The sequence below is a fragment of the Paenibacillus sp. 11B genome (assembly GCF_030487755.1).
Lineage (GTDB): Bacteria > Bacillota > Bacilli > Paenibacillales > Paenibacillaceae > Paenibacillus > Paenibacillus vandeheii.
The window spans coordinates 695,744-722,182 of record NZ_JAUKNS010000004.1; the positions used below are offsets into that span (position 1 = coordinate 695,744).

A 26,439-nucleotide genomic window follows, 5' to 3' on the forward strand; every position below is an offset into this window, starting at 1 on the left:
ACATCACGAAATGTGTGTATTTAAATTAGATGATCAACGGTACAACCTTGCCTGCATTCACATCAATCAGGCCGTGATCCGTAATTTTCAGAGCTGGACTTACCGCTAGGGAATGGGTACTGATCGACATAATCGGGTTATAGTGCACATAACCAAGAGACAACATCGCTGCACGTAGTTTTTTCACTTGGTGGGATACTACCGCCAGCGGTTCCTCCGTCAGAATGCCACCCACAGGGAGTTCGAGATGAGACAACACTTTACCGTCTTCCACCACACAGAATCCACCCTGGCTCGAAATTACCGTGTTAGCTGCCAATATCATATCTTCACGATTGCGCCCTACGACCAAAAGGTTGTGGTTATCATGGGAATACGTTGTCGCAATGGCCCCACGCTTAATCGTGTCTCCACCAATCAAACCATGTGCCCGGTTACCGTTCACACCATAACGTTCAAAGGTCGCAATCTGTCCATATTCACTCTCTTCCCAGAGCAGTTCACCATTCACAGCCTGAACTTGGGCAATATGCTCTTCCACAAAGGTTGAACCGTCCTTCACAATCATAACCCGGCAATTGTTTATCCCATTTTCAGATAACTGCGCGTCTGAGGCTGATGCTTCACTTTTCCCACTCACCTTCGGATCAGACAAACGAATTGCGAAATCCTCGGCTCCCAGCAGATCCAACTGCACGCTCTTGTAAAAGTGAGGTGGAAACTGTCCACTGATCCGGTCTTGCTTGTACGGTTCGTAGTCGTCATAAGCTTTACGGCCATTTTTGTATACCTGCTCTACTGCAAGTGTATCTAAGTTGGACAGTAGCACATAATCCGCCACTTTGCCTGGGGCAATGCTACCGCGATCAGTCATTTTCATTCGGGATGCAGGGGTCGAGGTTGCTGCATAGATTGCATCTTCAGGGCGCATACCCATCCGAATGGCTTTACGCACGATATGATCCAAATGCCCCCGTTCCACCAGCGAATCAGGCATAACATCGTCCGTTACAAAGCAGAAATGCTGAGCAACATCATGTTGAATCAGGTACTCCATAACTTCTGGCGTCATCGATTTTTCCTGAATTTCTATAAACATGCCTGCCGCAATTCGCGCCTGCAAGCCTTCAATACTCTGATGCGTATGATCGGAATCCACGCCCGCATAGATCAGTCGGTGCAGATCCAGCCCAAGCAGTTTCGGTGTATGACCTTCGATCACAAGATCGGGATAGTTCTGGCGAATATGCTGGAGGATCTGGTTGGTCTTGCATTCCGGGTCCCGGATGACGTCCACATAGTTCATGATCTCACCCAGACAGATGATCTCTCCAGTAGCCAGCAGCACATCCATGTCTTCGATTTCGATTGAACCACCTGTTGTTTCCATGGGTGTCGCCGGAACGGAGCTTGGGATGGCGTAGAACATATCTACGTTTGTCTCGCGACTGGCCGACATCATCTCCTGCACACCTTCCAAACCAAACACATTCGCCATCTCATGCGGTTCCGCCACAATGGACGTTACCCCGCAACGGATTAGGCCATGGGAAAAGGTTGCCGGTGTCACCATCGTACTCTCGATGTGCAGATGAATATCAATGAGGCCTGGAATCATGTAACGTCCCCGTGCATCAATCACTTCATCGGCTTCAATCATTTCCGGTCCGCCTGACCCAACATACATGAATCTGCCGTCCAGTACAGCCACGTTGTTCATTTCGAATCGTTTATAATAACTGTTATACACATGTACATTCTTAATTAGTTGATCTGCACGCATGGGGCATAATCTCCTTCTTCATGAGCATTTTACAGCGATCCAGAGCGGTAGTTTACGATAGCCAGATTGAGTGGAGACAGCTATTTTCGATATGCCACATCTGGATTCAACTAATAAAACGCCTCTTTTACTGCTTCTGCTTCCTGCTGCTATTCCACAAGGACAAGCTTATCCTGCGGGAAAATCAGATTCACCCGCTGTCCGCTGAGATAAGGTGTCTCCATCTCCTGATTGGCTGTGAAGTCGCCAAGTTCTGTCTCAATGACGTATTGATAGCTGCGTCCAAGGTATGTGCTTACTTTGATAATCCCTGGCAAAGCATTAGCCATGTCCCCAGAGGTATCTCCACTAACCATCAGATCATCCGGGCGAATCGCGCCTTTGCGTGCACCGGGACGTGCCGTTCCGGGATGCGCAGTTGCCGTGAACAAGCGACCACCCGCTTTTAGCGTGATCACCTCTCCTGCATCACTGCGCTCTGCGAATTCAATGAAATTGTGAAATCCGATAAATTGGGCTACAAACTCCGTTGCCGGGTATTTAAAAATCGTCTCCGGGCGGTCGAGCTGCTCGACAACGCCTTTGTTCATAATCGCTACCTGATCGGAGATGGAGAAGCACTCCTCCTGATCATGAGAGACATAAAGCGTCGTAATGCCCAGTTCCTGCTGAATGCGGCGAATCTCCACCCGCATATTGAGTCTCAGGTTGGCATCCAGGTTACTGAGTGGTTCATCGAACAATAGCAAATCCGGTTCAATAACCAGTGCGCGGGCAATTGCCACACGCTGACGCTGACCACCAGACAGTTCTGTTGGAAAACGTTTCTCAAACCCGTTCAGGTTAACCACCTCAAGGATGCGCATCACACGTGATGAGATATCCTTGTCTTTCACCTTGCGCATCCGCAGGCCGAAGGCCACGTTGTCATAGACAGACAGATGCGGGAATAGCGCATAACTCTGAAATACAAATCCGAAATTCCGCTTATTTACCGGAACTTTTGTATAATCCTTGCCGCCGAACATAAACTTGCCCTGTGTTGCTTCCAGGAATCCGGCGATGAGGCGCAGCGTAGTTGTTTTGCCGCAACCGCTCGGTCCGAGCAGGGAGAGCAGCTTACCTTTTTCCAGCTCCAATTGAAAATCCTTCAGGATCGTCTGGTTATCGTAAGCCACCGATACGCGATCCAATGTCAGCAATGCCATAGCGTTCTGCGCCTCCAATTAACGTTTAGTAAAGTATGAGAATCCGCCCATGATCCGTTCGATCACGAACATTAAAAGTCTAGTCAATACCATCAACAGTACGGAAATCGCTGCAATGGTTGGGTCAAAATAATTTTCCACATAGGTCAGCATCTGAATGGGCAATGTGCTTACCCCCGGTCCGGTCATAAACACGGAAATGTCCACGTTGTTGAACGACTCCAGAAACGCAATCAGCACCGCCGCGAGAATACCGGAACGAATGTTGGGCAGCACGATCTGGAAGAACGTTCTAACCCGTCCCGCGCCGAGACTCAGGGCCGCTTCTTCCACTGCAAAGTCAAAGCTCGACAGACTCGATGCAATAACGCGAATGATAAATGGCAGCATGATAATGGTGTGACCAATCAGCAGACCCAGATACATCGGCAAATGATAGATCACGATCAGGTACTTCATCAACGTAAAACCAAGCACGATTCCCGGAATGAGTACCGGGGACAGGAACAATGCATTCAGCACCGACTTGCCTTTGAAATCGTAACGACTAAGTGCATACGCAGCCGGAACCCCGAGCAACAGCGCCAGCAAATTTCCCAGCAGGGAAATGATGATGGACGTCTGGAACGTGCGAAGGAAACCGCCTGTGTTAAAAATATTTTCGTACCAGCGGAGAGAGAAGCCCTCCGGCGGAAATTTGAGTACCGTCCCCGGTTCAAACGAAGTCACCGAGATGATCAGAAGCGGGCCCAGCAGAAAGATAAAGACCAGCAGACTGAACAGGCCCAGCCCGATATGTTTCTCCCGCATATGTCTACCCCTTCGGATTTAAAGTTTTGGCCATTTTGTTCATGACACCGACCACGACAAATGTAATGACAATCATAATCGCGGCAACGACCGAGGCCAGATACCAGTCGTTCAGGGTCATAGCGTTCTGATAGAGGAACGTCGCAATGACGCGCTGTTTGCCTCCCAAAAGTGCAGGCGTCGTATAAGCCGTCAGGCTTCCAACAAAAACAAGTACGGCTCCGATCACAAGCCCTGGCACGGCCAGCGGGAATACCACCCGGCGGAATGCCGTGAAGCGTGATGCACCCAGGCTCTGTGCCGCCTTGAGCAGATCACCATCAATGTTCTCAAGCACACCGACCAGGGAAATGATCATGAGTGGCAGGAACAGATGGGTCAAACCGATCATCATGGCAGCCGGCGTATACAGAATATCCAGCGGCTTGTCCACGATCCCCAGTCCAACGAGGGTGTTGTTGATCAGCCCTTTGCGTCCGAGAATAATCATCCAGCTAAACGAGCGCACAACCGGGCTCGTTAGCAGCGGAAAGATGGCCAGCGCAAGCAGAATGCCTTTGCGGCGCGGCGCTTTCCGTGAAATATAATAAGCTGTCGGGAATCCGAGCACCACGCAGACGATAGTGGTGACCACGCTGACTTGCAGCGTCGTAAGCAATATTTTCAAAAAGTAAGGGTCTCTGAAAAAATGCATGTATCCTTCAAACGTGAAGGAGCTTTCCTGAAAAAATGTCGATCCGATCGTCAGGACAATCGGAATGATCATAAATGCCGCCAAAAATATGAATCCTGGCAGCAATAGCCAGTATACTGATTTCTTCATCGCGGTACTCCTGACTTATAAAATGGTTTTATTCACATGTTAAAATCACAACTTTACACTATCTCACTCCGTGCCAGAAGAATCTTTCGATCGCTGTTATCCCCAGATTTTTTTGATCCTTTATTAAAGGGTAAAAATCCGGGGATAAAGGCGAGCGCTTCGCTTCTCCAGCTTTCTTCTGTCACTTCGTTCTTGTGTAAAAAATGAATTTAACGGTCATAGCTACGCATTTAACGCGTTGATAAACAGTTCAAGGAAAGCCTCGGCGTCTACCGTTTCGCAAACGAGGGTATTGGGCTGTTCGCCCAAACGGTTTTGGAAGTCACACACCATCTGACCATCGCACAAGCGGCTTGCTGTCTCGACATCGACGTAATATGATTTGCGTCCAACCAAATCCGGGGCAAGTGCGACACCCACTGCCAGTGGATCATGCAGAGCACAAGCTCGGATGCCGTTCATTTCTTCGTAACGATTGATGTAAATCTCGGTGCTCTGTGCCACATAATCGCGAAGCACGGGATCAGTCAATCGTCTGATGGCTTCTTCATTCAGCAGCGTTTGACGGGTAACATCCAAGCCAACCTGCGTGAGCTTCTCGAAACCTGCATGCAGTACAATGCGTGCGGCTTCGGGATCGGCGTACGTGTTGTACTCCGCAGTAGGTGTAACATTGCCATGTCCACGAACGACGCCACCCATGAAGATGACTTCCTTCAATAATGTAGGCAGTTCAGGACACTTCATCAGAGCCAGCGCGAGATTCGTTAACGGTGCGGTCATAATCAGTGTCAATTCGCCTGGGTATAACTTCGCCTGTTCAATGATAAAGTCCGGGGCAAAGCCTTCATCCGCCTGCTTGGATACGGCCGGATCAGGCAGCGCACCACCCAATCCGTCTTGTCCGTGAACCCGGTGCTCATAATGAGACTTGCGTGTGAGTGGGCCAGCCGCTCCGGCTATGACCGGAATGGAAGGTGCTCCCACCAATTCGAGTATTTTGCATGTGTTATCCGTTGCCTGCTGGAGCGATACGTTCCCACAGACCGTGGTAATTCCGAGAATGTCCAGCTTCCGACTCTTGACGGCCAGCAAGATCGCCAGCGCGTCATCAATACCGGTATCCACATCCAGAATGATGCGATTTCCTGTTTCACTCATGCATTCCCAACTCCTCTGCCGTTAAATGATTGCTTGCTGCAAATGTTATTTGTCGAGCTCAATCGATATCATTACTGCGGATCAACCTTATCGTTCAAACGTTGATTACGCTTATTGTGCAATCTCACGGTTCCAACGATCTGTCCATGCTTTGGCCTGTTGATTCACAAATTCCATATCCAGCTTGTTCAGCTTGCCAACCACGTCTGCGCCATACGTTACGCCCTCAGCTTCTTCGGCACTCAATTCAACCTTGGTATTTACCGGGGAATCCACTTTGGCTTTGGCGGATTTGGCTTGTACATCCTGGCTTAGCTGCCAGTTGATGAATTCTTCAGCGAGTTCTTTGTTCTTGCTGCCTTTCACGACGTTGATCGTATTCATAACTGCATATGCACCTTCGCTAGGTGTAACAAACTTTGCATTCGGCACTGCCGCTTTCAGATCCTTGAAGTACATTTCCATAATCGGTCCGCCAGCAATCTCTTCCTGGGAGAACATGTTCACGAATTCGGAAGTTTGCGTGTAGAATTTAACCACGTTGCCGCTTAATTTTTTCAGTTCTGCAAATGCAGCATCTTCATTAAACGTATCGTTTCCAGCTACACGGGAAGCAGCATCCAATACCATTGGTCCTGCTGTTGCCGTAATGTTTGGAATCGTCAGGTTATTGGCAAACGCCGGGTCCCACAGATCCGCCCATGAAGTGACTTCTTTGGAAACGAGGTCCGGGTTATAAGCGATTCCGAGCTGTCCCACCGTGTAGGCCGGGCCATAATCTTCGCCAAGCGGTGCTTTGGCAATATCATAAATATCGTTCACATTCGGAATTTTGGAGCGGTCAATTTTCTCAAACAAACCTTCGTCAATACCTTGCTGTGCATAGTAATCAGACAAGTAGATTACATCGACGTTGGACGTACCCTGGCGGATTTTATTCAAACGCTCAGCGTTGTTACCCACTTCAAGCACGATGTCTACATTATGTTCTTTTTCAAAAGGACCAAATACTTCTTCATTAAAGAAATCTTCCGAGAACCCCCAAGTGGAGATGACGAGCTTGGTTGACGCCGTGCCTCCGCTTCCTGATCCGCCTGTAGCGTCCTCTGTACTGCTGCCGCAACCTGCTAGTAATACCGATGTCATTGCCACTGCCGCCAAACCGCTAATCCACTTCTTCATCATGATCCTGATTCCCCCTGATATGTGTGATGTGTATTAAAAAAAAACAAAAAGAAAAGCATTCTTGTATAAACAAGAACACTTTTCTTCGTAAACAAAGGAAAGCGACACCCGCTGCCGGTACATCATCGGTTTCTGCTCCAGAATCAATCCGAAGACAGACGCCATCATATGAAATTGTTCGGAATCCGAATCATGGACTAGAACCGTGTGCAACGCATGAATCGAACCTGTCGATCCATCCTATGCTTGTTCCAAAATCACATTCGTAATGGCCCACTGCGTGGACGCATCATAATCCCGTAATACAGCTTCGATTGGCAAACCCATGTGCTGCTCCAACTTCTCCCTGAATTTCTTCTTATACAAGACAGACATACGGAAGTCCACTTCCAGCTTCAAGCCGGGGGCCTCCCCTTCCAGGGCGTCAGAGCGCGGTGAACGGCGGTGCTTCGCGTAGAAGGTCACGATGTTCTGATCAATGGTCACTCTCAGGAGAGTGGTCCCAAAGCCGAACAGTTCCTTCGAAATTTCGTTATAATACTGGCACATCTTCTTCTTACTCTCATTGCTGTCCAGCAGTTCCATGAACTCACCCACATCATTTACTACCGTACGTTCGACGTGTTAACACGATTGATTATACATATATCTACGATTTTAGGCAACCCAAAAGATATAGTTAACATGAAAATAACACATAAAAGCGAACATTGAACACAAAATCATTCATTAATAATAAAGGATTACATATGCATTTAAACAATAATATGTTTGAAATTATGCCTCTGAAGTTCAACTTCTATTCTAAACAATTATGTATCAGGTTTGCATTCAATACAAAAAAGGGAACTCAATAAGTCATAACATGACGAGGTTCCCCTTTTTTTGCGTAGTATGTGTTACTTGTGTTAGTTAGCGTCAGTCCTAACGATCCGATATAACATTATTACGACGAATGCCCACTGATCTGGGGTTTAAAGAATCATAACGATGCTATTTCCTTAGATTGTAGACCCTCTCGCACGTCTGCACCAGAATAACGTCACTGAACTCCTTTACATTTTGCATTCCATGATCATTCGCCGTTTAAAGCGCGGTCGGTTCATTAGCACCTTTACCTCAATGGGAGATTTTTGAAGTTACCACTCTAGCTGAACGTACCTCCGTACGAATCAGGTTGAAGATCATCAAAATCAGCACAACGAATTGTGGGATGAATGTCTCCCATGTCGGATACATGCCAAGCCAGCCAATCGTCGGCAGACTCGGAGCGACATGTGCACCGAGCGTTGCCGAGACTTGAAGAGAATGAATGCTCTCACCAAGGAATCGAAAGACCAGATAATAAATCAGCAGCGTAGCGGTCAGGAAGAACCAACGTACAGGCAGACGTACACTGAACTGAATGATCGCCACAGCCAATATAATCAGGATGAGCAACGCTGCCCCCATACCGATTAACATCTGCGAGGTCTCAATTGCAGGCGCCATACCGATATAAAAGATTGCTGTCTCCGCACCTTCACGCAATATGGCGAGACCCGCCACAGCGAAGAGTGACCACAGACTACCCCGGGCCAGTGCACCGCCTACCTGTCGCTGTACATAGCTATTCCAGGAGCGGGTATTCGATTTGCTATGCATCCATTGTCCAACCGACAACATCAGTACAACCGCTGCAAGCCCTGTATACCCCTCAATCATCTCCCGTGTGCTGCCCGAAGATGCCACAGCCAGGGTCAGCGACAGTACAATGGCCAGCGCCGCGCTGAGCAGCAGACCACTACCCGCTCCAGCCCAGATCCAGCGCCGGGCCGCAGACTCTCCACTCTTCTTGGCATAAGCTAACAATGCAGCCAGTACCAGAATGGCCTCCAATCCCTCGCGAAGCAGGATCAAAGCTGCGTCCCATGCCGTATATGAGGTGCTAGCCGTTAACGGCTCCAGACGATTGATCATTCGGGATACAACCTCGGCTGCCTTCGCCGTGTTTGGCGGGTTCGAGACGACGTATCCGGATGCTTCCGCCATTTCATTCTCAATGGCCGTATATGAGGCCGGAGATGATATCTGTACCTGACCTTCAACCAAAGGCCAGGCCACAATGAACTGCTCCAGCCCCGTTGCAGCAGAAGTGGTGTCCCCCGCCTGAATTTGCTGCTGGATTTGCTCCAACAATTTCAGCAGGTCGGACAATGAAGAAGCACCTGACGATGCCGCCGCATCCTCAACTTCCCCTTCCTTGAGCGTCCCTGCACTGTAGTCTGTAAGCAACGTAACCAGATCCTGCATACGCTCTGTTGCCTGCTCTTCCTTGCGTGGCTCCGCCTGCATGGATATACGAACCAGGCTGATGTCTTTCTCCAACTGGCTGTATACACCAAAATGATCCTGACGGATCGGAGCTTCGGTGCTTTTCCAGGCTGTAACGATCCGTTTATAGGCAAGCTCTGCCTGTGTCCAGTCACCCTGTTCCATTGTACTCAAGCTTTTACGTGCATTCGACAATAGCTTTTCGGCTGCTTTACGGCCTGCGCCACTGCTCTCTTCCGCACCCTGAAACGCCTCAATATACTGATTGGTCGCACGGGCCAGATCGGCCAGCGCTTTCTTGGCTGCATCAGAATCATTGCCAGACAGTGCCTGTTCCGCTTTGGACAAGGCATCGCCTACACTACTTACGGCCGTGTCAACCTGATCTGCGTTCTGCTCCGGCTCCAACGTGCTGGCACTATCCCATAGTTGCCGGAATTCGGCAACGTCCTCCGTGGCTTCTGCCAGCTTGCCTTGTCCCGCTTCAACCAAGGCGCTGCCCACAGGCGGTAATAGACCATCCAGTTGTTTTTGCACAGACAGCTCATGGTTTTGCAACCCCTCGGCAGAAGCGTGTGGGACATCCAGTAAACGAATCACCCCGGACCCCACCATCAGGAACACCAGCAGCATCAGCAAGGAACGCATAAGCCCTCCTTTGTACTGCCGCTTTTGCGCCTTCCGATCTGTGATCCTGCCCATCATTTCATCCTCCCCATTCCTCTGAAACCGTTCATTGCCATCTAACCTTCTATTAAATTAAGGTGTCCCCAATATATCCCCCATTGGAAGTCCCAGGGAAACAGGCAAATACAGCACTACCTGTGTGCACGGTATATTCGTTCAGCTTATCGTTCTTTGCCAGTCGTTCCTGAATCGGAATAAACTGCTTCTCCAGATCCCGTTGATAACTAATGAACAGCAAGCCTGCATCCAGCTGTCCGGTCTTGGCATCGAGTCCACTCGAATACGAGTAGGAGCGGCGTAAAATCTGCTGGCTGCCATCACCCTTCGCTAGACGCAGATGTGACGTTGCCGGAATGACAGGCTGTCCATCTGCGGATTTGGCCTTCAGATCTACCGGATCGAACTCGCCGTGGCTGCCGAGCGGCGCTCCGCTGTCCCGGTGGCGTCCAAAAGTCGCCTCCTGATCTTTCAGTGTGGAGCGGTCCCACACCTCCACACGCATGCGAACCCGGCGGACGGCCATATAGCTGCCGTCGGCCATCCACCCCGGACCGTCAGCCGGCTGCGCCCAGACGGTCTGGTCCATCAGCACCGCATCCGTGGTATCCGGATTGCCGGTGCCATCCTTGAAGCCGAGCAAGTTGCGCGGTGTTCCACCCGCAGGGTCAGCTCGGCCCGTGCGCTGGAAGCCTTCCTGCGTCCAGCGCAATACCGCATGCCCGCGAGCGATGCGCGCGAGATTGCGGATGGCATGGAAGGCGACCTGCATATCGTCTGCGCAGACTTGTACGCACAGGTCGCCACCACACCACTGCGGGTCCAGCGCATCTCCGGTGAATGCCGGGAGATCGCGCAGGCCCTTGGGCTTCCGGCCCTGCAGCCCGAAGCGCCCGTCAAACAAAGAGGGCCCCACACCAAACGTCAACGTAGTTCGTGACGGTGTCAGGCCTGCCGCTTCACCCGTATCGGTGGGCGGCGTATTCAGCGTTGTATTATGTTCGCCGATCATCTCTCCGGCGGCCATGGCAGCGGAAGCCGCCGTCCAGTTCTTGAACAGGCGGCGAAGATCATCCGCACTTCCCGCCGTTACATCAAAGGCGGCAAAGCAGATGAAATCCTGAGCCGGGGTAATAATGCCCGCCTGGTGCTTGCCATAGAAGGGCAGTCCTTTGTCCGGCGTGTTAATGTCCACATCCAATGTCGCCGGACTGCTTTTGCGGCCCAGCGCCATCAGACCGCTGGCACCGCCTCCACCCAAGAGCAGACCCAGCCCGGCCACGCCGGTCAGCTTCAGCATTTCACGCCGTGACAACGGCTTTTTCAGCGAATCCTTTTTCTGCTCAGTCATCGTTCTACACTCCCAGTACCTGTCCCATGTTCGACAGTGGCTCAGCCAATGCATCCAGGTTCTGGCTCAGTTTTTTCACATCCTCATCCTTCAGCTTCTCATAGGAAACATACCCGTCTCCATCCTTGAATGGAGCAAGCTCTTTCTCGAGCGCATCGAATCGGTCCGCAATCTGTTGATTCAGATCTTTGTCCTTGGCAGCCAGATCATCCTTGAGTAGGTTATAAATCTCGCGTGCTCCCTCTACATTCGCCGCAAAATCATACAGATCCGTATGGGAATAACGTTCCTCTTCACCTGTTACCTTGCTGGAGGAAACCTCATTCAGCAGTTCTACCGCACCCGTTACCATCAGGCTTGCATCAATGTCCATCGTCTCAACTTTGGCACGCAGCAGCTTCGCATCACTCAACAAGCTATCCGCAAAGTCAGTCATGCCTTCGGTCGTCTTGTCTTCCCAAAGTGCTTTCTCAATCCGGTGGAATCCGCGCCAATCGGCTGCCTCCACATCTCCGTCACGCGCATCGATATTCGGGTCCAGATCCCCAAGCGCCTCGGCTACCGGTTCAATTCGTTCATAATACATACGAGCTGGTGCATATAATGATTTGGCAGTCTCCAGATCACCGGCTTTCACTGCATCCGTGAACTTCTCCGTTTGCTTCACGAATTCATCAATCTGCTCGATTGCAAATGCGCGATAGCCATCCACTGCGGTTGTATAATCGTTCCCGGACGCTTCCTGATCTGCTGCATCTGCAGTTTCTGTGGACGTTTGATTTCCGCTTTGAGCAACAGGTGTTTCTTCCGAAGCTGTTTCATTGTTGCCGCAAGCGGCGAGTAAAACCGAAGTTGCCAGCACAACAGCTGGCAATGCCAATATTTTTTTCAACACGATACACTCCTTATTGGTTAAACTGATTTGCCTATACGTACACAGCACATATTATGTCGATGAGTACAAAGCTTGGATTAACGTTCATTTTATGATAATGATTATCAATTTCGGTAATGACATCATAATTCCAGCGTATACTTATGTCAATATGAAAATAAGGGACCGGTTTAGCCGCATACTCATGTGGAAAATACAAGATACTATTTCCTTTGGAAACATAGACAAACTTCGTCATCAACCGTTAAAATGAGACAAAATGTCTATATGATCTTAATTAATGAAATTGGAGGCTCATGTCATGAAATGCCCAGTATGTAATCATGAAAATGGAAATGCCAGTTTTTGCGAGAGGTGCGGCTCTAATCTAACCCCTTCCTCCCCTAATACAAATACCGCTCAGGATCAACATTCTGCTGCTGCCGAACCTGAATATACCCGTTGGTCCAGCACACAGGCGACACCGTCCCATACTCCCGTTTCATCCAGCACCCCTTCTCCTCCCAGACCTGTACAGCACGTATCTGACTCTTCCAGCACAGACGGCCATACGTCTTCGGAAGACAACAACACCAATCAGTGGAACAACATCGTACAAAATGAGAAAGTTCAGCAAGCCAAAGAAGTAAGCAAACAGTATCTATCCTATTTCCTTAGCGTTCTCACCCGTCCTTATCAAACCATGAAAACCGTTGGAGAACAGCATTCACTTAATGGTTGGATTACGATGGCTCTGATCGCAGTTCTATCCTCTACATACGTTTTGATCACATTTAGCCGGATGGAAATGGACGGATTGTTCATTGGCGGGTTTATCAGACCGTTGCTGTTCACCGCCATTTCTCTGGTCGTAGCTGTCGCATTGATCTATGCCATATTGAAGATTGAAAAAATAACGTTTCGTCCCAAAATACTGGTTGCCCAGTTCGGTACATTACTCGTACCTGCTATAGCGTCGCTTGTTCTGGCGAACCTGTTTATTGTTATCTCGTATTCCATCGCCATCTTCTTCCTTGTTGTTTCGTATGTAATTATCTTTGTATCTCTTAACGCGGTGCTGTTCCAGTATCCGCTGAATCGTACCAAGGCAGCCATCGACAGCATGTACAGCGTGCTGATTGCCAACGTTGTTTTGTTTTATATGCTTTCTCGCTTGCTCGGCAGTACGATCATTGGATTGATTAGCCTGATGTTTTCTCCATACGGTCGTATGTAGTATCTAGTTCAAAAAGCTTTTACAAAGACTCTCCCTGCTTTTCCAAGGAGGGTCTTTTTTTTGTGTTTACACCGTCGCAGATTGCACTCGTTGTGTTTTATACACTATAATGTGTAGTGTAAAAGGTATGTTCTTTTTTACGTAAGGATCGATGGCAAGAAACACTCCATACTCACACGGACTATTACCTTTACTATTGCCATCAACACTATACTATGTAGTGTTTTATTCATCCAATTTTACTAAGAAAGGCAGAGAAAATCGATATGGATATGAATATGAATATGAATATGAATCATATGCAAATGGAGCACGAAGCAGGCCCATCCTACCTGTGGCTTATCGTCGGTGCAGTCGTTCTATTGCTCTCCATTGCAGCTTATATCTGGTCTTCACGCACCCAGAAGTCTGCACTGGCACATATGAAGAAGAATGAACGAGCTGTGATTAAAAAGAAAACCCGCTCCATCCGCCTGGCTGCACATGCACTGCTTGGGGTGTCGATCATTGCATTTGTTCTTTTCTTCATGCAGGGCGCACTTACCAAGTATGATGTAGCAGATCTGAATGCTGGTGCTGCGATCGACGTGACCAACGATAAATACTACGGGGCAGATCATACGGAAGAACCGATCCAATATGAGATGACCATTCCGACGTCTGGACCTCATAACCCGCATGATATCAAGTTTGGATTTTATACCGATTTCCCCGGATATCCTTACCTAGTACATAATCTGGAGCATGGGGATATCATCATTTATTACCGTGAGAATGCAAGTGATGAGCTGAAAGAGCATCTGAAATACCTTGCCAAGTTCCGCAAAGCTGGATCAGGTATCCTCGCTGTACCGAACAAGGACATCCCCGAGGGCAGTGAGGTCGTTGTGACGGCATGGACCAAAACCATGAAGCTGGACCAATTCGATGATGCCAAAGTAGGTACTTTTATTAATAAATATATTAATCAGGGGCCTGAGAAGATTCCTGCTTCCATTCGTCAGGGCGGTGGAACGATGTAACGAGCACTTCCGCTGATTGCTTCAACATTTGAACACGAGAAATCAGCCATCTCGTTGTAGAGCGGGGCGAGCTAATAGGCACCAGGGTAACATCAACAAAGCCGCATGGCGGAAACCGGGTATCCCGGCTACACTGCCTGCGGCTTTTTAATGTTGTACCTTTAATGGAGGCTGGCCTCGCGGCTGCCTGAATTAGTAGCGCTGCGGAGCAGCTTTTTTGCCCAAATCCGTCATGTACGTAAAGAACGCTTCCGGATCAGTATCATACACGAGCTGTACTGGACGTCCGTCTGCTTGTTCCACTGTACGGCCTTGGCTTGGACCATCCGGGATAACGATACAGTTCACCGTTTTCTTCTTCACGATGTCCTCACGCCCAACCGAAGCTGTAGTCAGCACATCCCACAGGTAGTATGTGGAATTCGTTTCACTGTACACCAGTGGCGGACATCCTGCGTAACAGTTGCCCAGGAAGTCAACGCCTTCGAAGCGACGCTCTGCAGCCCAACGGTTACGCACAGCAGGTGTCAGAGGTACTTTATTCGTACTTTCCAGCGCAACCAGATCAATCTGGATGCCGCTCTGCCATACACGGTAAGCCGCTTCCGGGTCCCAGAATACGTTCCATTCTGCTGTACCATCATGCTCAGGCTCTTCGACGTTCCCTCTTTCGAACGTGCCACCCATCCACACAAGCTTGTCGATTTTCTCTTCAATATCCGGTGCTTCGTCCAGTGCACGCGCGAGGTCCGTCAGCGGTCCTGTGAACAGGAGCAGCGTTTTGCCTTCGGTGCTGCGCACTTTCTCAATCAGATGCTGGTGAGCCGGAACAGCAGACAGAGGAGCGTCCATTTTGCCGGATTCATTCAGTACTGGAAGTGCATCTACATAGAAGGAGTGCAATCTCCACGCCGCAGGAAATGGATTTTTCCCTCTGGAGTTGGATTTGGATACCTCTACGGAATATGTGCCGAAGCGATCGATAATTTTACGGCTGGCATCTGTAGCTGGCTCCAGATATCCGTCTGCCGGAATAACCGATACACCGGTTACATTTACATTGTCCATTTGCAGAAGCATGAACAGCGATACGAGGTCATCCACGCCGCCGTCATGGTTAAAATACACATTAAGTTGGTTCGTCATGCTTGTTTTCATCCTTCCCCCTGGTTGTCCCATTGATGTTCATCCCGTCCGTCTGCTTGTAGCTGACGTTACCACTATTATGTCCCATAACCCTTGGCTACGTAAACCTTCCACACACAAAGAAAGCAGGAAACACGCCTGATTCTACGGATATTTTACATTTTAACCATTCCATCTCAGACCTTGCCGCCCCATCTACACTATTGAAAATGGTAAAAAGACAAGGACAGTGGCTTGTGGCCTCACTGTCCTTGTCTGAATCCATCCATTGATTACATGGATTGATTTTGTTTGTCTTTGGCCTTCTCTGCTACAGGCGCATATTTGCCTGGCCAGAAAGCCCATTTGCCCAGTAAAGCTGTAATTGCAGGCACCATAAATGGTCGAACGAGGAACGTATCGAGCAAAACACCCGCAGCCGTGATGATACCGAATTGCACCAGCACCTGAATCGGCAGTGTTGCCAGTACGGCAAACGTACCTGCAAGAATCAGACCTGCGGAAGTAATAACAGACCCGGTTTCGCCCACACCTTCCTTGATCGCTTGGCGAAGGGGCATCGTTTTGCGTTTTTGCCAGATGCTTGAGATCATGAAGATGTTGTAGTCCTCACCCAGCGCCACGAGGAATACGAAGGAATACAGCGGAATCGCTCCCTGAATGGCGTCTGCTCCCAGTCCATAGTGAATAATGAGCCAACCCAGACCCAGTGCGGAGAAGTAGGACAGGACTACTGTGGCAATCAGATACGCCGTCGCTACAACCGAGCGCAAATATAACAGGAGCAGCAACGTGATCATCCCAATTACGACTGGAATAATGATGCTTGCATCGCGCTCTCCGGTGACTTCGATATCATACTGCTCAGCCGTCTGACCGTCGATCCAGACATGGCTGTCCACACCTGTAATCCCTGCATCTGTTAACGCCTGTTCAGCCGTTGCCCGCAGATCCGGGATATGCTGCATCGCTTCCATGGAGTATGGATTGAGATTGAACTCTACATCGTAAGCAGTGATGTTCGCATTCTCGGCACCCTGCTGCGCTTCACCTACCTTGCTTACATAATCCAGCGACTCCAGACGCTGTTTCAGATCCGTTTCTTTGCCCTCGGTGTCGATCATTACTTTGGCAGGAGCCAATTCACCTTCCGAGAACTGTTCCCCAATGACCTTAAAGCCTTCGCGAGAAGACACATTCTCGGGGAAGGATGATAGCAAGTCATACGTGAATTTGATTTGGCTAGAGAAAGCAGCCAGCCCACCCAACAACACCAGCGTAATCGCAAGAACTGTCCAAGGTTTGGTTACCACCGTACGTCCAATCCAGCTTTCCTTGATTTTGCGCGGTGCAGGAGCCGGTTTGCCTTTTTTCTTGGCACGCTCCACTTCCATGTCGTGTGTACGCGGTACAAACGGATAGAAGGAACCCCGACCGAAGATTGCCAGCAATGCCGGAACCAGGGTCAGGCTCGCAATAAACATGATGAAGATGGATAAACTGAATGGTACGGCAAAACGGTGATATGCACCGTATTCAGCGAACAGCAGCACCAGCAGCGCTGCTACAACTGTAAATCCACTCATGGCGATCGCACCGGACGATCCGGTAATCGCCTGGAAGAGTGCTTTCTTTTTATCCGGCTCATGATAGAGAATTTGACGGAATCTGGAGATCATGAATAGGCAGTAGTCCGTTCCTGCACCGAATAACAATACAGTCATAATAGAAATGGACTGCGCGTCCACTGTAATCCAGCCCTGATCCGCCATAAATCCGAGAATCGGACTGGTGACCATATAGGCGAACCCAACTGCAATAATCGGGATAATCGCCAGTACTGGCGAACGATAGATCAGCAGCAACAGCACAAGTACCAGCACAACGGTTGCAATCAGCAAGGATACATCCGCGGATGAGAACAGTCCGCTCGCATCAATCGATATCCCAACCGGACCCGTGACCCGTGCACTTAGTGCGCTGGCATCATCGATGGCAACGTCAAATGGGTTGGAACCGAAAATATCTTTCGTTTTCTGCTCCAGTGCTTCAATGCCTTCCTTCAACTGTGACGAATCAGCTTCCTTATTAAAAAAGAGCGGCATAACCAAGGTGCTTCCGTCCTCCGAAAGCTGACCTTTCAGAGCCTGTGGCGGCAGCTGATATAGAGGTACCACAGATTGCTGCTGCTCGACCGGATCCTGATCCAGTCGCTCGGTTAACGCTTGAATGTTCTCGATCTGTTCATCCGTCAGCCCGCCGGCTTGACGCCATACGATGAGAGCAGGAACGCCTTCGCCGCCGGGAAATTCTTTCTGGGCAACTGCTGCCGCCTGCACCGATGGCTTGGAATCACTCAGATCCTGCGCGTTATTCGTTTCACGTTCACCTACTGCAGGCCACACCACACCAAGAACAACCGCGATGATGATCCATACCAACAGTGTAATCCATTTGCTTCGTTTGCCGGCAACCCAGCGGCCGTAGCCCGAACCTTCTTGCATTGTCTCTTCATCTCCCTACTCTGGTTCTATGAAGCCGTTTTTATGTGATAAATATAGAAATGAACCACGGGTCATAGTATAATTGATTTAATTATATATACCGGAAGGTTAATATTGCAAATACTAATTTTGTGAACACTTTTAGTACAGCCAACATGAATAAGTGAAGAGGTATGCAGCCATGAGCAATAAAACGAACCCTCCCCGCTCGCCGGGCAGACCCAAAGCCGGTGCCGATCAGGCATCAGCTCAGTCAAAAATTTTGATGACCGCCTCGCGGTTATTTATGGAATACGGATATGAACCCGTCTCCCTTCAGCAAATTGCCTCGCTATGCGGTGTGACCAAGGCATCGATCTATTATCATTTTTCCAGCAAACCACAGTTATTCACCGTCGCCATCACCAGCATGATGGCCATGGGCATGCAGCAAACAGCTCTTCGTATGGATGCACCCGGTACATTGCAAGAGAGGCTGGAGAAAGTCGCGGAAGGACGGATGCAGCAATCCCATGTCGATACCGAGACCATGATGCGTGAAGCCAATATGTATCTGGATGCAGATCAGCTGGCCCAGATCCGGGAAGCCGAGGTCCGCATCTATGAAGTCCTCGCCACCCACTTCAAACGGGAGATGGATAGCGGATATTTACGTTCTGCCAATCCCATGCTGCTTGCTCACGCATTCACGTCCTTGCTGATGCTGGCAAATCGAGAAGGCGTGCGCGACATGCATGAAACGATTGCCGATCTGGCACGTGAGCTGGTCGCTTTATTTCTGGACGGAGCCGCTCACAAGGTGTAAACATCTTTCCAGGCTTTTGCCAATGCGGCGATCCGCTCGATCGTCTCGCGTCTCGGCAGCAATTTGTACTCACAGGAGGAATAACCTATGTCCCAACCCACACCATCCCCACGCATTCCACGTCTAATGGAAACGAAGCGCATCTATCTGCGTCCTTTTGAATCGACAGACGTTGATGGCTATTTCCCCGGATTGTTTGACGCCGAGATGCGCAGACTCACCGGGACACAAAACAGCTTCACCCGTCCTCAAGTAGAACGTTACATTGAAAACGCAGCACAAGATGACTCGCGACTAATGCTGCTAATTGCCTTGCAGGAAAATGACCAGGTCATCGGGGATATTGCCCTAATGGACATGCATACCAAAAATCGGAGTGCGCACATTCGGATCACTATCGATAACACAGAGCACCAAGGCAAAGGCTATGGAAGCGAGGCACTTCTGCTTATGCTGGATTATGGTTTCGGTATCTGCAATCTGCACCGAATCGAGCTTGAAGTGTATGCCTTCAATCCGCGTGCGATTCGTACATATGAGAAGCTCGGATTTCAACGCGAAGGTGTACGGCGAGATGCCTTGTTTTACAATCATCAATATCACGATGCCATTCAGATGAGCATACTGGAGGATGAATTCCGGGAACGGCACGTCAGTATTGCTAGCAATCAGGTAGCGGAGAGCTAACGATTAGTCCATTTACCTGTTCAAAAAGAAAAAACCGCGGATCAACAACCATCCCCGGTTAGAAAAGATGACCCGCCTGCATCAAAGCTCGGCGGGCGGGTGTCTTTATATTCAAGTCCCATTCATATTGTCTGCCCCCGTCCCATCCATCTTATCAAAGAACGATTTGGAAGGAATGCTTCGGGCTGCGCTTAATTCTCCTCAAGCGGGTCCGGGTTGTAAATAGATCCTGCAAATACCCATGCATCTGTAGCCTCATCTACTACAGCGACCATAAATGGACGATTCATATTCATCTTCACCGGATCTGTTGGCGGAGCACTTCCAGCCGCCATTCCCACCATTGTTGAAGCAGCGGCTACGGTACCTTGCTCGTTAACCTCCATCACGGCGCGATGTTGTATCTGACCAATGTATGCCTGCAAGTTCGGCCCGGGAGAAATCATTCCCGTGAAATTAGCAGCATAAGGGTCAAAGGCCATTTCCATACCCAGCTGTTGCAGCGTTTCTCTCAGGTTCACGCCATACTCCGCACGAAAACGCGGCAAGGACAGATCAACTAGGCTGTATTCGGAGCCACGATCAAGCCGTTTCGGGTCTTCCAGCAACTGCTGCTGAACCTGATCCAGCGTACGTCCCTCTCGCGGCAAGACAACGAGCAGATGCATCTGCCCTTCTCCGTAAGGCAGCCTAACCGCCTGCCAGTCCTTATTCTCCGAGTATTGGAACTGCTTCTTCTGATGCATCATCCGCACAGATAGTGCCTTTCCATTTACCAGCTTGAACTCGTCGTCCGTCGTTTACTCCGGGTCAAACTCATCCATCCACTTTCCATCAAATGCAATAGCATTCACCAGAAAGATTAGAGATTCTTTTTCAGGCGGCTCCTGCATCAGGTTTGAAATCATGCCTTCGGTGTGCTGCTTCACCCATTGATTGATCTCTTCTTTTGCTTGTGCTGGTTGTCCATTGAGTGTCCTGAGCTCAGCTTCATAAGTTTGCTGTATGGTAGTTTTGTACGTTTCCTCTACTGGAATTCCGTCCTTCATCCACATAGAGTTGGCGATGCCAATCTCAATTCCATTACCCGGATGGGTCAACAACTGCTGTAAAGCAGCCTGAGAAGCATTCACTCGCTCCATTTCTAGCCCCGACCAACCCATCACCTCCGCCATCTCTTGCCTAGTCTCACCTACGCTACCGTTATAGGCCATGCCAATCGCCGCCGAAATGCTGTAAGGGGAGATCAGCAGATTATTTCCGTCACCCTCCTCTTTTGCGCTCATCTGTTGAAGGATGTGCAGCCCCATGGTGTTCATCGCTTGGATTCTTTCGGGCTCGATCTCTTTCAGAGCAGCATTTCGTTCTGACTCGGATAGCTCCTGATCCGAATTGAATTGCATCTTATTCGGGTCCTCCTTTGCCGAACAGCTTGTAATGATTAGCCCACATATCCAACATACTAACAGTAGCGCTCCTAACCTTGTATGCATCGTAATCCCCCCTCATCCGTAATACTCAAGATACCTGTCATAGCGATATTTATTTCCTTTTTTTACTAGACGTACGGTTGAGAAAAAAGGTTACTTTACATTCATATGCCAAGGTCATCAATTTCTACTGTAGAAAACACCATTCAAAACGACTCAAAACGGTTATATCTATACCATATACGAATGGAGGGATTCCCTATGATTCCGGCAACGTTGGAACAATTGGAGCAAGTTCGCAAGGAATGCCGCACCATGGTCAAAAAGAGAGCCACCGCTTCCGCTGGTACAACACTCGTTCCTCTTCCCGGTACAGACGTACTGGCCGATGTGGGGATGCTCATGCAGCTATTGCCTGCCATAAATAATAAATTCGGATTATCTCAAAAGCAGCTCGATGGTATGGACCCTGAGACCAAATCCATGATTTACGGATTCGTCATGTCGATTGGAAGCAAAATCATCGGACGTATGGTCACCAAGGAATTGGTGGTACAGGTACTGAAAAGAGTCGGGATACGCGTAGCCACCAAATCGGTCGCCAAATTTGTTCCGTTTGCAGGGCAGGGATTGGCTGCCGCGCTCAGCTTCACAGCCATGCGTTATGTCGGCAACAAACATGTTGATGACTGTTATGAGGTCGTGAAACGCATGATCGAGCAGCGTGAACTGATACCGGGTGAGCCGGCACCTTCTGCGCTTGAGGAAGCAGACGAAGATGCGAAGCTGGAAGTAAAGACGTCATCCGGCGACAACGCAGATGCACCTGCGAAAGAGACTGACGATCAGTAAGAAATAAATAAATGATTTGTGATAGCAGTGGATAAGCATCTAACGAATCGAGCACGCTCTATTTCGTCCAATTCCACCATTCCAGTGTTGTAACGAACCTCAGACACTTTATTTCCTCATTCGGTGCGACTTTCGCTGCTTTTTTACTACTCTTCTGCGAATTAGCGTGTCTCCAGTTTGCTTTGACATTCCACGCTTTTCCCCGATATAAGGTGTCCTCGATTCGTTAGCGTCGGGAGACAAGACACCATACCTTGCACCGTGCATTGCATCGCATGATACACTGCCTGCTGCCCACAAATCACACCATTCACAAACAAATAGCCGGGATCACCCAGAGGGTGCCCGGCTTTTTTTTACTATTTCACCATCAACTGCGATCAGATCGCCTGTGGCTGCTGCTCACTAAACTGACTGTTGTACAGATCAGCATAGAAGCCCTGTTTCTCCATCAGTTCCTCATGATTGCCCTGCTCAATTACGTTACCATGATCCATGACAAGAATCAGGTCGGCTCCGCGAATGGTAGACAATCTGTGGGCGATGACAAAGCTGGTGCGATCCTTCATCAGATCATTCATCGCTTTCTGGATGAACACTTCGGTCCGAGTGTCTACACTGCTCGTCGCTTCATCCAGTATCAAAATGGCCGGATTCGCCAGAATCGCTCTCGCAATCGTCAACAATTGCTTCTGACCCTGGGAAATGTTCGATGCTTCTTCATTCAGCACCGTGTCATATCCATCAGGCAAGGTACGAATGAAGTGATCGGCATGGGCCGCATCGGCTGCCTTGATGACTTCCTCTTCCGTTGCGCCTTCTCGGCCGTAGGCAATGTTGTCACGGATCGTTCCGTTGAACAGCCAGGTGTCCTGAAGCACCATCCCAAACAGGCTGCGCAGCTTGCCGCGTTCCATGTCCACGATATTCACACCGTCAATCGTAATTTGACCATCCTGAATTTCGTAGAAACGCATCAGGAGATTGATCAGCGTTGTTTTACCCGCTCCAGTCGGCCCAACAATGGCTACCGTCTGCCCCGGTTTTACATCAATATTCATGTTTTGAATGAGTAACTCATCCGCTTTATATCCAAAATTCACACCATGGAATGCAACCGCACCCTGTGGCTGCTGCAATTGTACCGGTTTCGAAGACTCTGGAACCTCTTCCTCTTCGTCCAGCAATTCAAATACCCGCTCCGCCGAAGCGATCGTGGATTGAATGATATTTGAGATGTTGGCAATTTGGTTAATCGGCTGCGTGAACTGACGGGAGTACTGAGTGAATGCAAGAATATCCCCGATGGAGATGGCACCACGCGTAACAAAAATCCCGCCGACCACACAGATCAGCACGTAACCAATGTTACCTACAAACGTCATCAGTGGCATGATAATACCCGAGATAAACTGGGCTTTCCAACCGGACTCATACAGTTCTTCGTTCACTTTTTCAAACTGCTCTACCGAATGTTCTTCCCGGCCAAAGGCTTTAACCACCTTGTGTCCGGTGTACATTTCCTCAACATGACCATTCAATTCACCAAGTGATTTCTGCTGGCCGGCAAAGTGTTTTTGCGAACGGGATGCCACCAACATCACAACAACTACGCTTAACGGCAGTGTCAAAATGGTAATGAGGGTCATCCATGGACTAATCGTCAGCATCATGATGATAACCCCGACAATGGTGACGACAGATGTAATGAACTGCGCCAAACTTTGCTGGAGCGTATTACTGATATTGTCCACATCGTTTGTTGCCCGGCTCAATGTTTCCCCGTGGGTACGGGAGTCAAAATATTTCAGTGGCAGACGCCCAACCTTGGCACTGATCTGCTCACGCATGTCATACACAACTCGCTGTGCTACACCAGCCATCAGGTACTGCTGAATGTACATGAAAGCTGCACTAAACAGATAGAGCCCCACCAGCAGATACAAGACTTTCATCAACGCAGGAAAATCAATTCCGGCCCCCTGCACACCCCGAAGGATGGCAATAGCGCCTTGACTGAGAATATCCGTTCCTTCCGCCATCACCTTCGGACTGATGATGCTGAACACGGTGCTTAGAATGGCTGCGACCAGCACACCCAGCAAACGATAGCTGTGGGGCTGAAGATACCGCATCAAGCGCCGCAGTGTACCTTTGAAATCCTTCGCTTTTTCCACCGGAGGCCGCATGCCCATTCCGCCTCCCGGATGACCCGGTCCGCCAGGGGGACGAGGTGACTTGCGTTCTGTACGTTCACTCATGCGATCTCCTCCTCTGTCAGCTGGGAGGATACAATCTCGCGATACACTTCATTGTGCTCCAGCAGCTCTTTATGTGTTCCTGAACCGACAATCCGTCCTTCATCCATAACCAGAATGCGATCGGCATTCATAACCGTACTTACGCGCTGTGCCACAATAAGCACTGCTGCTTCCGTCGTTTCGGACTTCAGGGCAGCACGAAGCTTGGCATCCGTTTTGAAATCGAGAGCCGAGAAGCTGTCGTCAAAAATATATACTTCCGGACGGCGTACAAGTGCGCGTGCAATGGACAAACGCTGCTTCTGTCCACCAGATACGTTGTTGCCTCCCTGCGCAATGACGCTGTCGTAACCGTCTTTCATTTCCGTAATGAAGTTCTCTGCCTGGGCCGTTTGAGCGGCATGAACAATTTCCTCCATCGTGGCGTCATCCTTCCCGTGGCGGATATTCTCCGCAATTGTTCCGGTGAAAAGGACCGCCTTTTGCGGTACAAACCCGATTTTGGCCCGCAGATCTTCCTGCCGAAGCTCACGGACATCTGTTCCATTCAACCGTACACTGCCCTCTGTTACATCATAGAAACGTGGGATGAGACTGAGCAATGTAGATTTCCCTGAGCCCGTACCCCCAATAATGGCCGTGGTCTCACCTGGACGTGCTGTAAATGAAATGCCTGACAATGCAGCATTTTCTGCACCCGGGTAACGGAATGTCACGTTATCGAACTCGATCGTACCTTGCAGTGCACTCATGCTGCGAGGCTGCTCAGGGTTACTCAGATCCGGCTGCATATCCAAGACTTCGTTGATCCGCTCTGCCGAAGCTGATGCTCTTGGAATCATGACAAAGATAATGGAGACCATAATGAGAGAGAACATGATCTGCATCGCATACTGAATAAACGCAATCAGTGAACCGATATCCATATGCCCGCTGTCGATACGCTGTCCACCGAAATAAAGGATGGCTATCATCGAAAAGTTCATGACCAGCATCATGACAGGCATTAATGTCGCCATGAGCACATTCACTTTAATGGATACGTCTCGCAGATCCGTATTGGCTCCATTAAAGCGGGCACGTTCATGTTCCCCACGATTAAAGGAACGAACGACACGAATCCCTGTTAATTGCTCACGTAGGACCAGGTTGAGTCGGTCCAGCTTTTTCTGAATTTGTTTGAACAAAGGCAGACCCTTCGCACCAATCAGTGCAATGGCTCCCGCCAGCACAGGCAAAACAACCAGGAAGATGGTCGATAATTTGGCATCCTGGGATACCGCCATGAAGATACCACCGATACACATCATTGGAGCCATAACCATCATGCGCAGCATCATCGTTAATACGTTCTGAACCTGTGTAATATCATTTGTGGTACGGGTAATCAGCGAGGCTGTACCTAATTTATCAAATTCCTGCAGTGAAAAGTTCTCCACATGGCGGAACACTCTGCTGCGCAGTTTTTTGGCAAATCCGCCCGCTGTGCGGGAAGAAAGATAACTGGCTGTTATGGAACAGGCTGTACCTGCAATCGCGATCAACAGCATCCAGCCGCCAATCTGCCAAATATATGGCACATCCCCTTTTACTATACCGTGATTCACGATATCCGCCATCAGGGTCGGCAAGTACAGTTCAGCTAATGACTGTAACAGCACCAGACCCAATATGAAGAAAATGGGGATTCGGTATGGCTTAAGCATGCGAAACAGTTTCATCATGGCTTATCATCTCCTTCTGTAGACGTATCTGTCTGTTGAGAAACTCGTGTATCAAAAAAGGTGTACACCTTGGTTAACAACTCTGCTAATTGAAGACTGTCTTCCTCACCCAGATGCTCAACAAGCTTATTGAAAATCTCCATGCGCTCCTGATGAGCCGCCCGAATAATTTCACGGCCTGCTTCAGTAATCGTAATGCGAACTGCGCGGCGATCCTCCGGGTCCATGGTTCGCTTAACCAATCCCTCGTCCTCAAGCCCACGAATGACAGGAGTAATCGTCGGTGATTTCACGCGCAATAAAGCACTAATTTCCGATACTTTCAATCCTGGATGATTCGATTGGATTGTGTCATTGAAATCAGGCGGATTGTCCTTCCAGTTCAACCGTTCTCCCGGATGCATGCCGTGAAGCAAACTGCCCAGTACCATAATTTCATTATGATTGCGCCCATGAGGTTTATGCTGCCTCCATTTGCCTTTACTAAACTGCATGATGGAGTATAAAACCTTCTGGGCGACCGGATTTATACCAGTCATCGATGTCCCCCCCTTTTTTATTATCATTCCATAGAGACCC

Annotated in this window: 20 protein-coding genes and 1 pseudogene; 5 read left to right on the forward strand and 16 right to left on the reverse strand. The window is 49.4% G+C overall.

What is annotated here, in order from left to right; genetic code table 11:
* Window positions 1-25: 25 nt before the first annotated feature.
* The 10 genes from Q0V21_RS20110 to efeO all read right to left on the reverse strand — a co-directional run bounded on the left by Q0V21_RS20110 (window position 26) and on the right by efeO (window position 12,210).
* Window positions 26-1,783, reverse strand: a complete 1,758-nt coding sequence (locus tag Q0V21_RS20110; protein ID WP_301880316.1) for an adenine deaminase — start codon at window positions 1,781-1,783, stop codon at window positions 26-28.
* A 149-nt stretch (window positions 1,784-1,932) separates the two neighbouring features.
* Window positions 1,933-2,991 carry an ABC transporter ATP-binding protein gene (locus Q0V21_RS20115; protein ID WP_079347846.1) on the reverse strand — a complete coding sequence of 353 codons (1,059 nt, stop codon included), beginning with the start codon at window positions 2,989-2,991 and terminating at the stop codon, window positions 1,933-1,935.
* Between the two features lie 18 nt (window positions 2,992-3,009).
* Window positions 3,010-3,801, reverse strand: coding sequence for an ABC transporter permease (locus tag Q0V21_RS20120; RefSeq protein ID WP_301880317.1), 792 nt, complete (start codon window positions 3,799-3,801; stop codon window positions 3,010-3,012).
* Window positions 3,802-3,805: 4 nt separating this feature from the next.
* Window positions 3,806-4,624 carry an ABC transporter permease gene (locus Q0V21_RS20125; protein WP_301880319.1) on the reverse strand — a complete coding sequence of 273 codons (819 nt, stop codon included), beginning with the start codon at window positions 4,622-4,624 and terminating at the stop codon, window positions 3,806-3,808.
* 222 nt (window positions 4,625-4,846) lie between these two features.
* Window positions 4,847-5,785, reverse strand: a complete 939-nt coding sequence (locus tag Q0V21_RS20130; protein ID WP_079347850.1) for a nucleoside hydrolase — start codon at window positions 5,783-5,785, stop codon at window positions 4,847-4,849.
* A gap of 111 nt (window positions 5,786-5,896) precedes the next feature.
* On the reverse strand, window positions 5,897-6,967 hold the full coding sequence (locus Q0V21_RS20135) for an ABC transporter substrate-binding protein (RefSeq protein WP_094939935.1): 1,071 nt from the start codon (window positions 6,965-6,967) through the stop codon (window positions 5,897-5,899).
* A gap of 243 nt (window positions 6,968-7,210) precedes the next feature.
* Window positions 7,211-7,555, reverse strand: coding sequence for a Na-translocating system protein MpsC family protein (locus tag Q0V21_RS20140; protein ID WP_024632855.1), 345 nt, complete (start codon window positions 7,553-7,555; stop codon window positions 7,211-7,213).
* 534 nt (window positions 7,556-8,089) lie between these two features.
* Window positions 8,090-9,988, reverse strand: a complete 1,899-nt coding sequence (locus Q0V21_RS20145) for an FTR1 family iron permease (protein WP_301880320.1) — start codon at window positions 9,986-9,988, stop codon at window positions 8,090-8,092.
* 49 nt (window positions 9,989-10,037) lie between these two features.
* Window positions 10,038-11,318, reverse strand: a complete 1,281-nt coding sequence (gene efeB, locus Q0V21_RS20150; protein ID WP_301880321.1) for an iron uptake transporter deferrochelatase/peroxidase subunit — start codon at window positions 11,316-11,318, stop codon at window positions 10,038-10,040.
* A gap of 4 nt (window positions 11,319-11,322) precedes the next feature.
* Window positions 11,323-12,210 carry an iron uptake system protein EfeO gene (gene efeO / locus Q0V21_RS20155; protein WP_301880322.1) on the reverse strand — a complete coding sequence of 296 codons (888 nt, stop codon included), beginning with the start codon at window positions 12,208-12,210 and terminating at the stop codon, window positions 11,323-11,325.
* A gap of 304 nt (window positions 12,211-12,514) precedes the next feature.
* On the opposite strand from efeO, the gene Q0V21_RS20160 reads away from it, so the two are divergent.
* Both Q0V21_RS20160 and Q0V21_RS20165 read left to right on the forward strand, forming a co-directional pair.
* Window positions 12,515-13,429: a hypothetical protein gene (locus Q0V21_RS20160; RefSeq protein WP_301880323.1), complete on the forward strand. Its 915-nt coding sequence runs from the start codon at window positions 12,515-12,517 to the stop codon at window positions 13,427-13,429.
* 266 nt (window positions 13,430-13,695) lie between these two features.
* On the forward strand, window positions 13,696-14,451 hold the full coding sequence (locus tag Q0V21_RS20165; protein WP_301880324.1) for a DUF3105 domain-containing protein: 756 nt from the start codon (window positions 13,696-13,698) through the stop codon (window positions 14,449-14,451).
* Window positions 14,452-14,643: 192 nt separating this feature from the next.
* Here Q0V21_RS20165 and Q0V21_RS20170 read toward each other — a convergent pair whose 3' ends face one another.
* Together Q0V21_RS20170 and Q0V21_RS20175 are read right to left on the reverse strand one after the other, a co-directional pair.
* Window positions 14,644-15,597, reverse strand: a complete 954-nt coding sequence (locus Q0V21_RS20170; RefSeq protein ID WP_024629901.1) for a nucleoside hydrolase — start codon at window positions 15,595-15,597, stop codon at window positions 14,644-14,646.
* A gap of 272 nt (window positions 15,598-15,869) precedes the next feature.
* Window positions 15,870-18,101: an MMPL family transporter gene (locus tag Q0V21_RS20175; protein WP_079347860.1), complete on the reverse strand. Its 2,232-nt coding sequence runs from the start codon at window positions 18,099-18,101 to the stop codon at window positions 15,870-15,872.
* 181 nt (window positions 18,102-18,282) lie between these two features.
* On the opposite strand from Q0V21_RS20175, the gene Q0V21_RS20180 reads away from it, so the two are divergent.
* Together Q0V21_RS20180 and Q0V21_RS20185 are read left to right on the forward strand one after the other, a co-directional pair.
* Complete coding sequence (locus tag Q0V21_RS20180) at window positions 18,283-18,906, forward strand: TetR/AcrR family transcriptional regulator (RefSeq protein WP_079347862.1); 624 nt, start codon at window positions 18,283-18,285, stop codon at window positions 18,904-18,906.
* Between the two features lie 87 nt (window positions 18,907-18,993).
* Entirely contained in the window at window positions 18,994-19,593 is a 600-nt protein-coding gene (locus Q0V21_RS20185; protein WP_079347864.1) for a GNAT family N-acetyltransferase, read from the forward strand.
* A gap of 191 nt (window positions 19,594-19,784) precedes the next feature.
* Here the strand turns inward: Q0V21_RS20185 and Q0V21_RS20190 are convergent.
* Window positions 19,785-21,086 (reverse strand): annotated as a pseudogene (locus tag Q0V21_RS20190) (serpin family protein).
* Window positions 21,087-21,284: 198 nt separating this feature from the next.
* On the opposite strand from Q0V21_RS20190, the gene Q0V21_RS20195 reads away from it, so the two are divergent.
* Window positions 21,285-21,875 (forward strand): hypothetical protein, encoded by a 591-nt coding sequence (locus tag Q0V21_RS20195; protein ID WP_094939189.1) that lies wholly within the window; start codon window positions 21,285-21,287, stop codon window positions 21,873-21,875.
* Window positions 21,876-22,255: 380 nt separating this feature from the next.
* On the opposite strand, the gene Q0V21_RS20200 is transcribed toward Q0V21_RS20195, so the two are convergent.
* From Q0V21_RS20200 to Q0V21_RS20210, 3 genes are read right to left on the reverse strand one after another with little or no spacing between them, the layout of a single operon-like run.
* Window positions 22,256-24,136, reverse strand: coding sequence for an ABC transporter ATP-binding protein (locus Q0V21_RS20200; protein ID WP_285075921.1), 1,881 nt, complete (start codon window positions 24,134-24,136; stop codon window positions 22,256-22,258).
* The gene (locus Q0V21_RS20205) at window positions 24,133-25,860 is read right to left on the reverse strand and encodes an ABC transporter ATP-binding protein (RefSeq protein WP_024629894.1); all 1,728 of its coding nucleotides are present in this window, start codon (window positions 25,858-25,860) and stop codon (window positions 24,133-24,135) included. The genes Q0V21_RS20200 and Q0V21_RS20205 overlap by 4 nt, the downstream gene beginning before the upstream one ends.
* Window positions 25,857-26,399: a MarR family winged helix-turn-helix transcriptional regulator gene (locus Q0V21_RS20210; protein WP_053782716.1), complete on the reverse strand. Its 543-nt coding sequence runs from the start codon at window positions 26,397-26,399 to the stop codon at window positions 25,857-25,859. Before Q0V21_RS20210 ends, Q0V21_RS20205 begins: the two co-directional genes overlap by 4 nt.
* Window positions 26,400-26,439 lie beyond the last annotated feature (40 nt).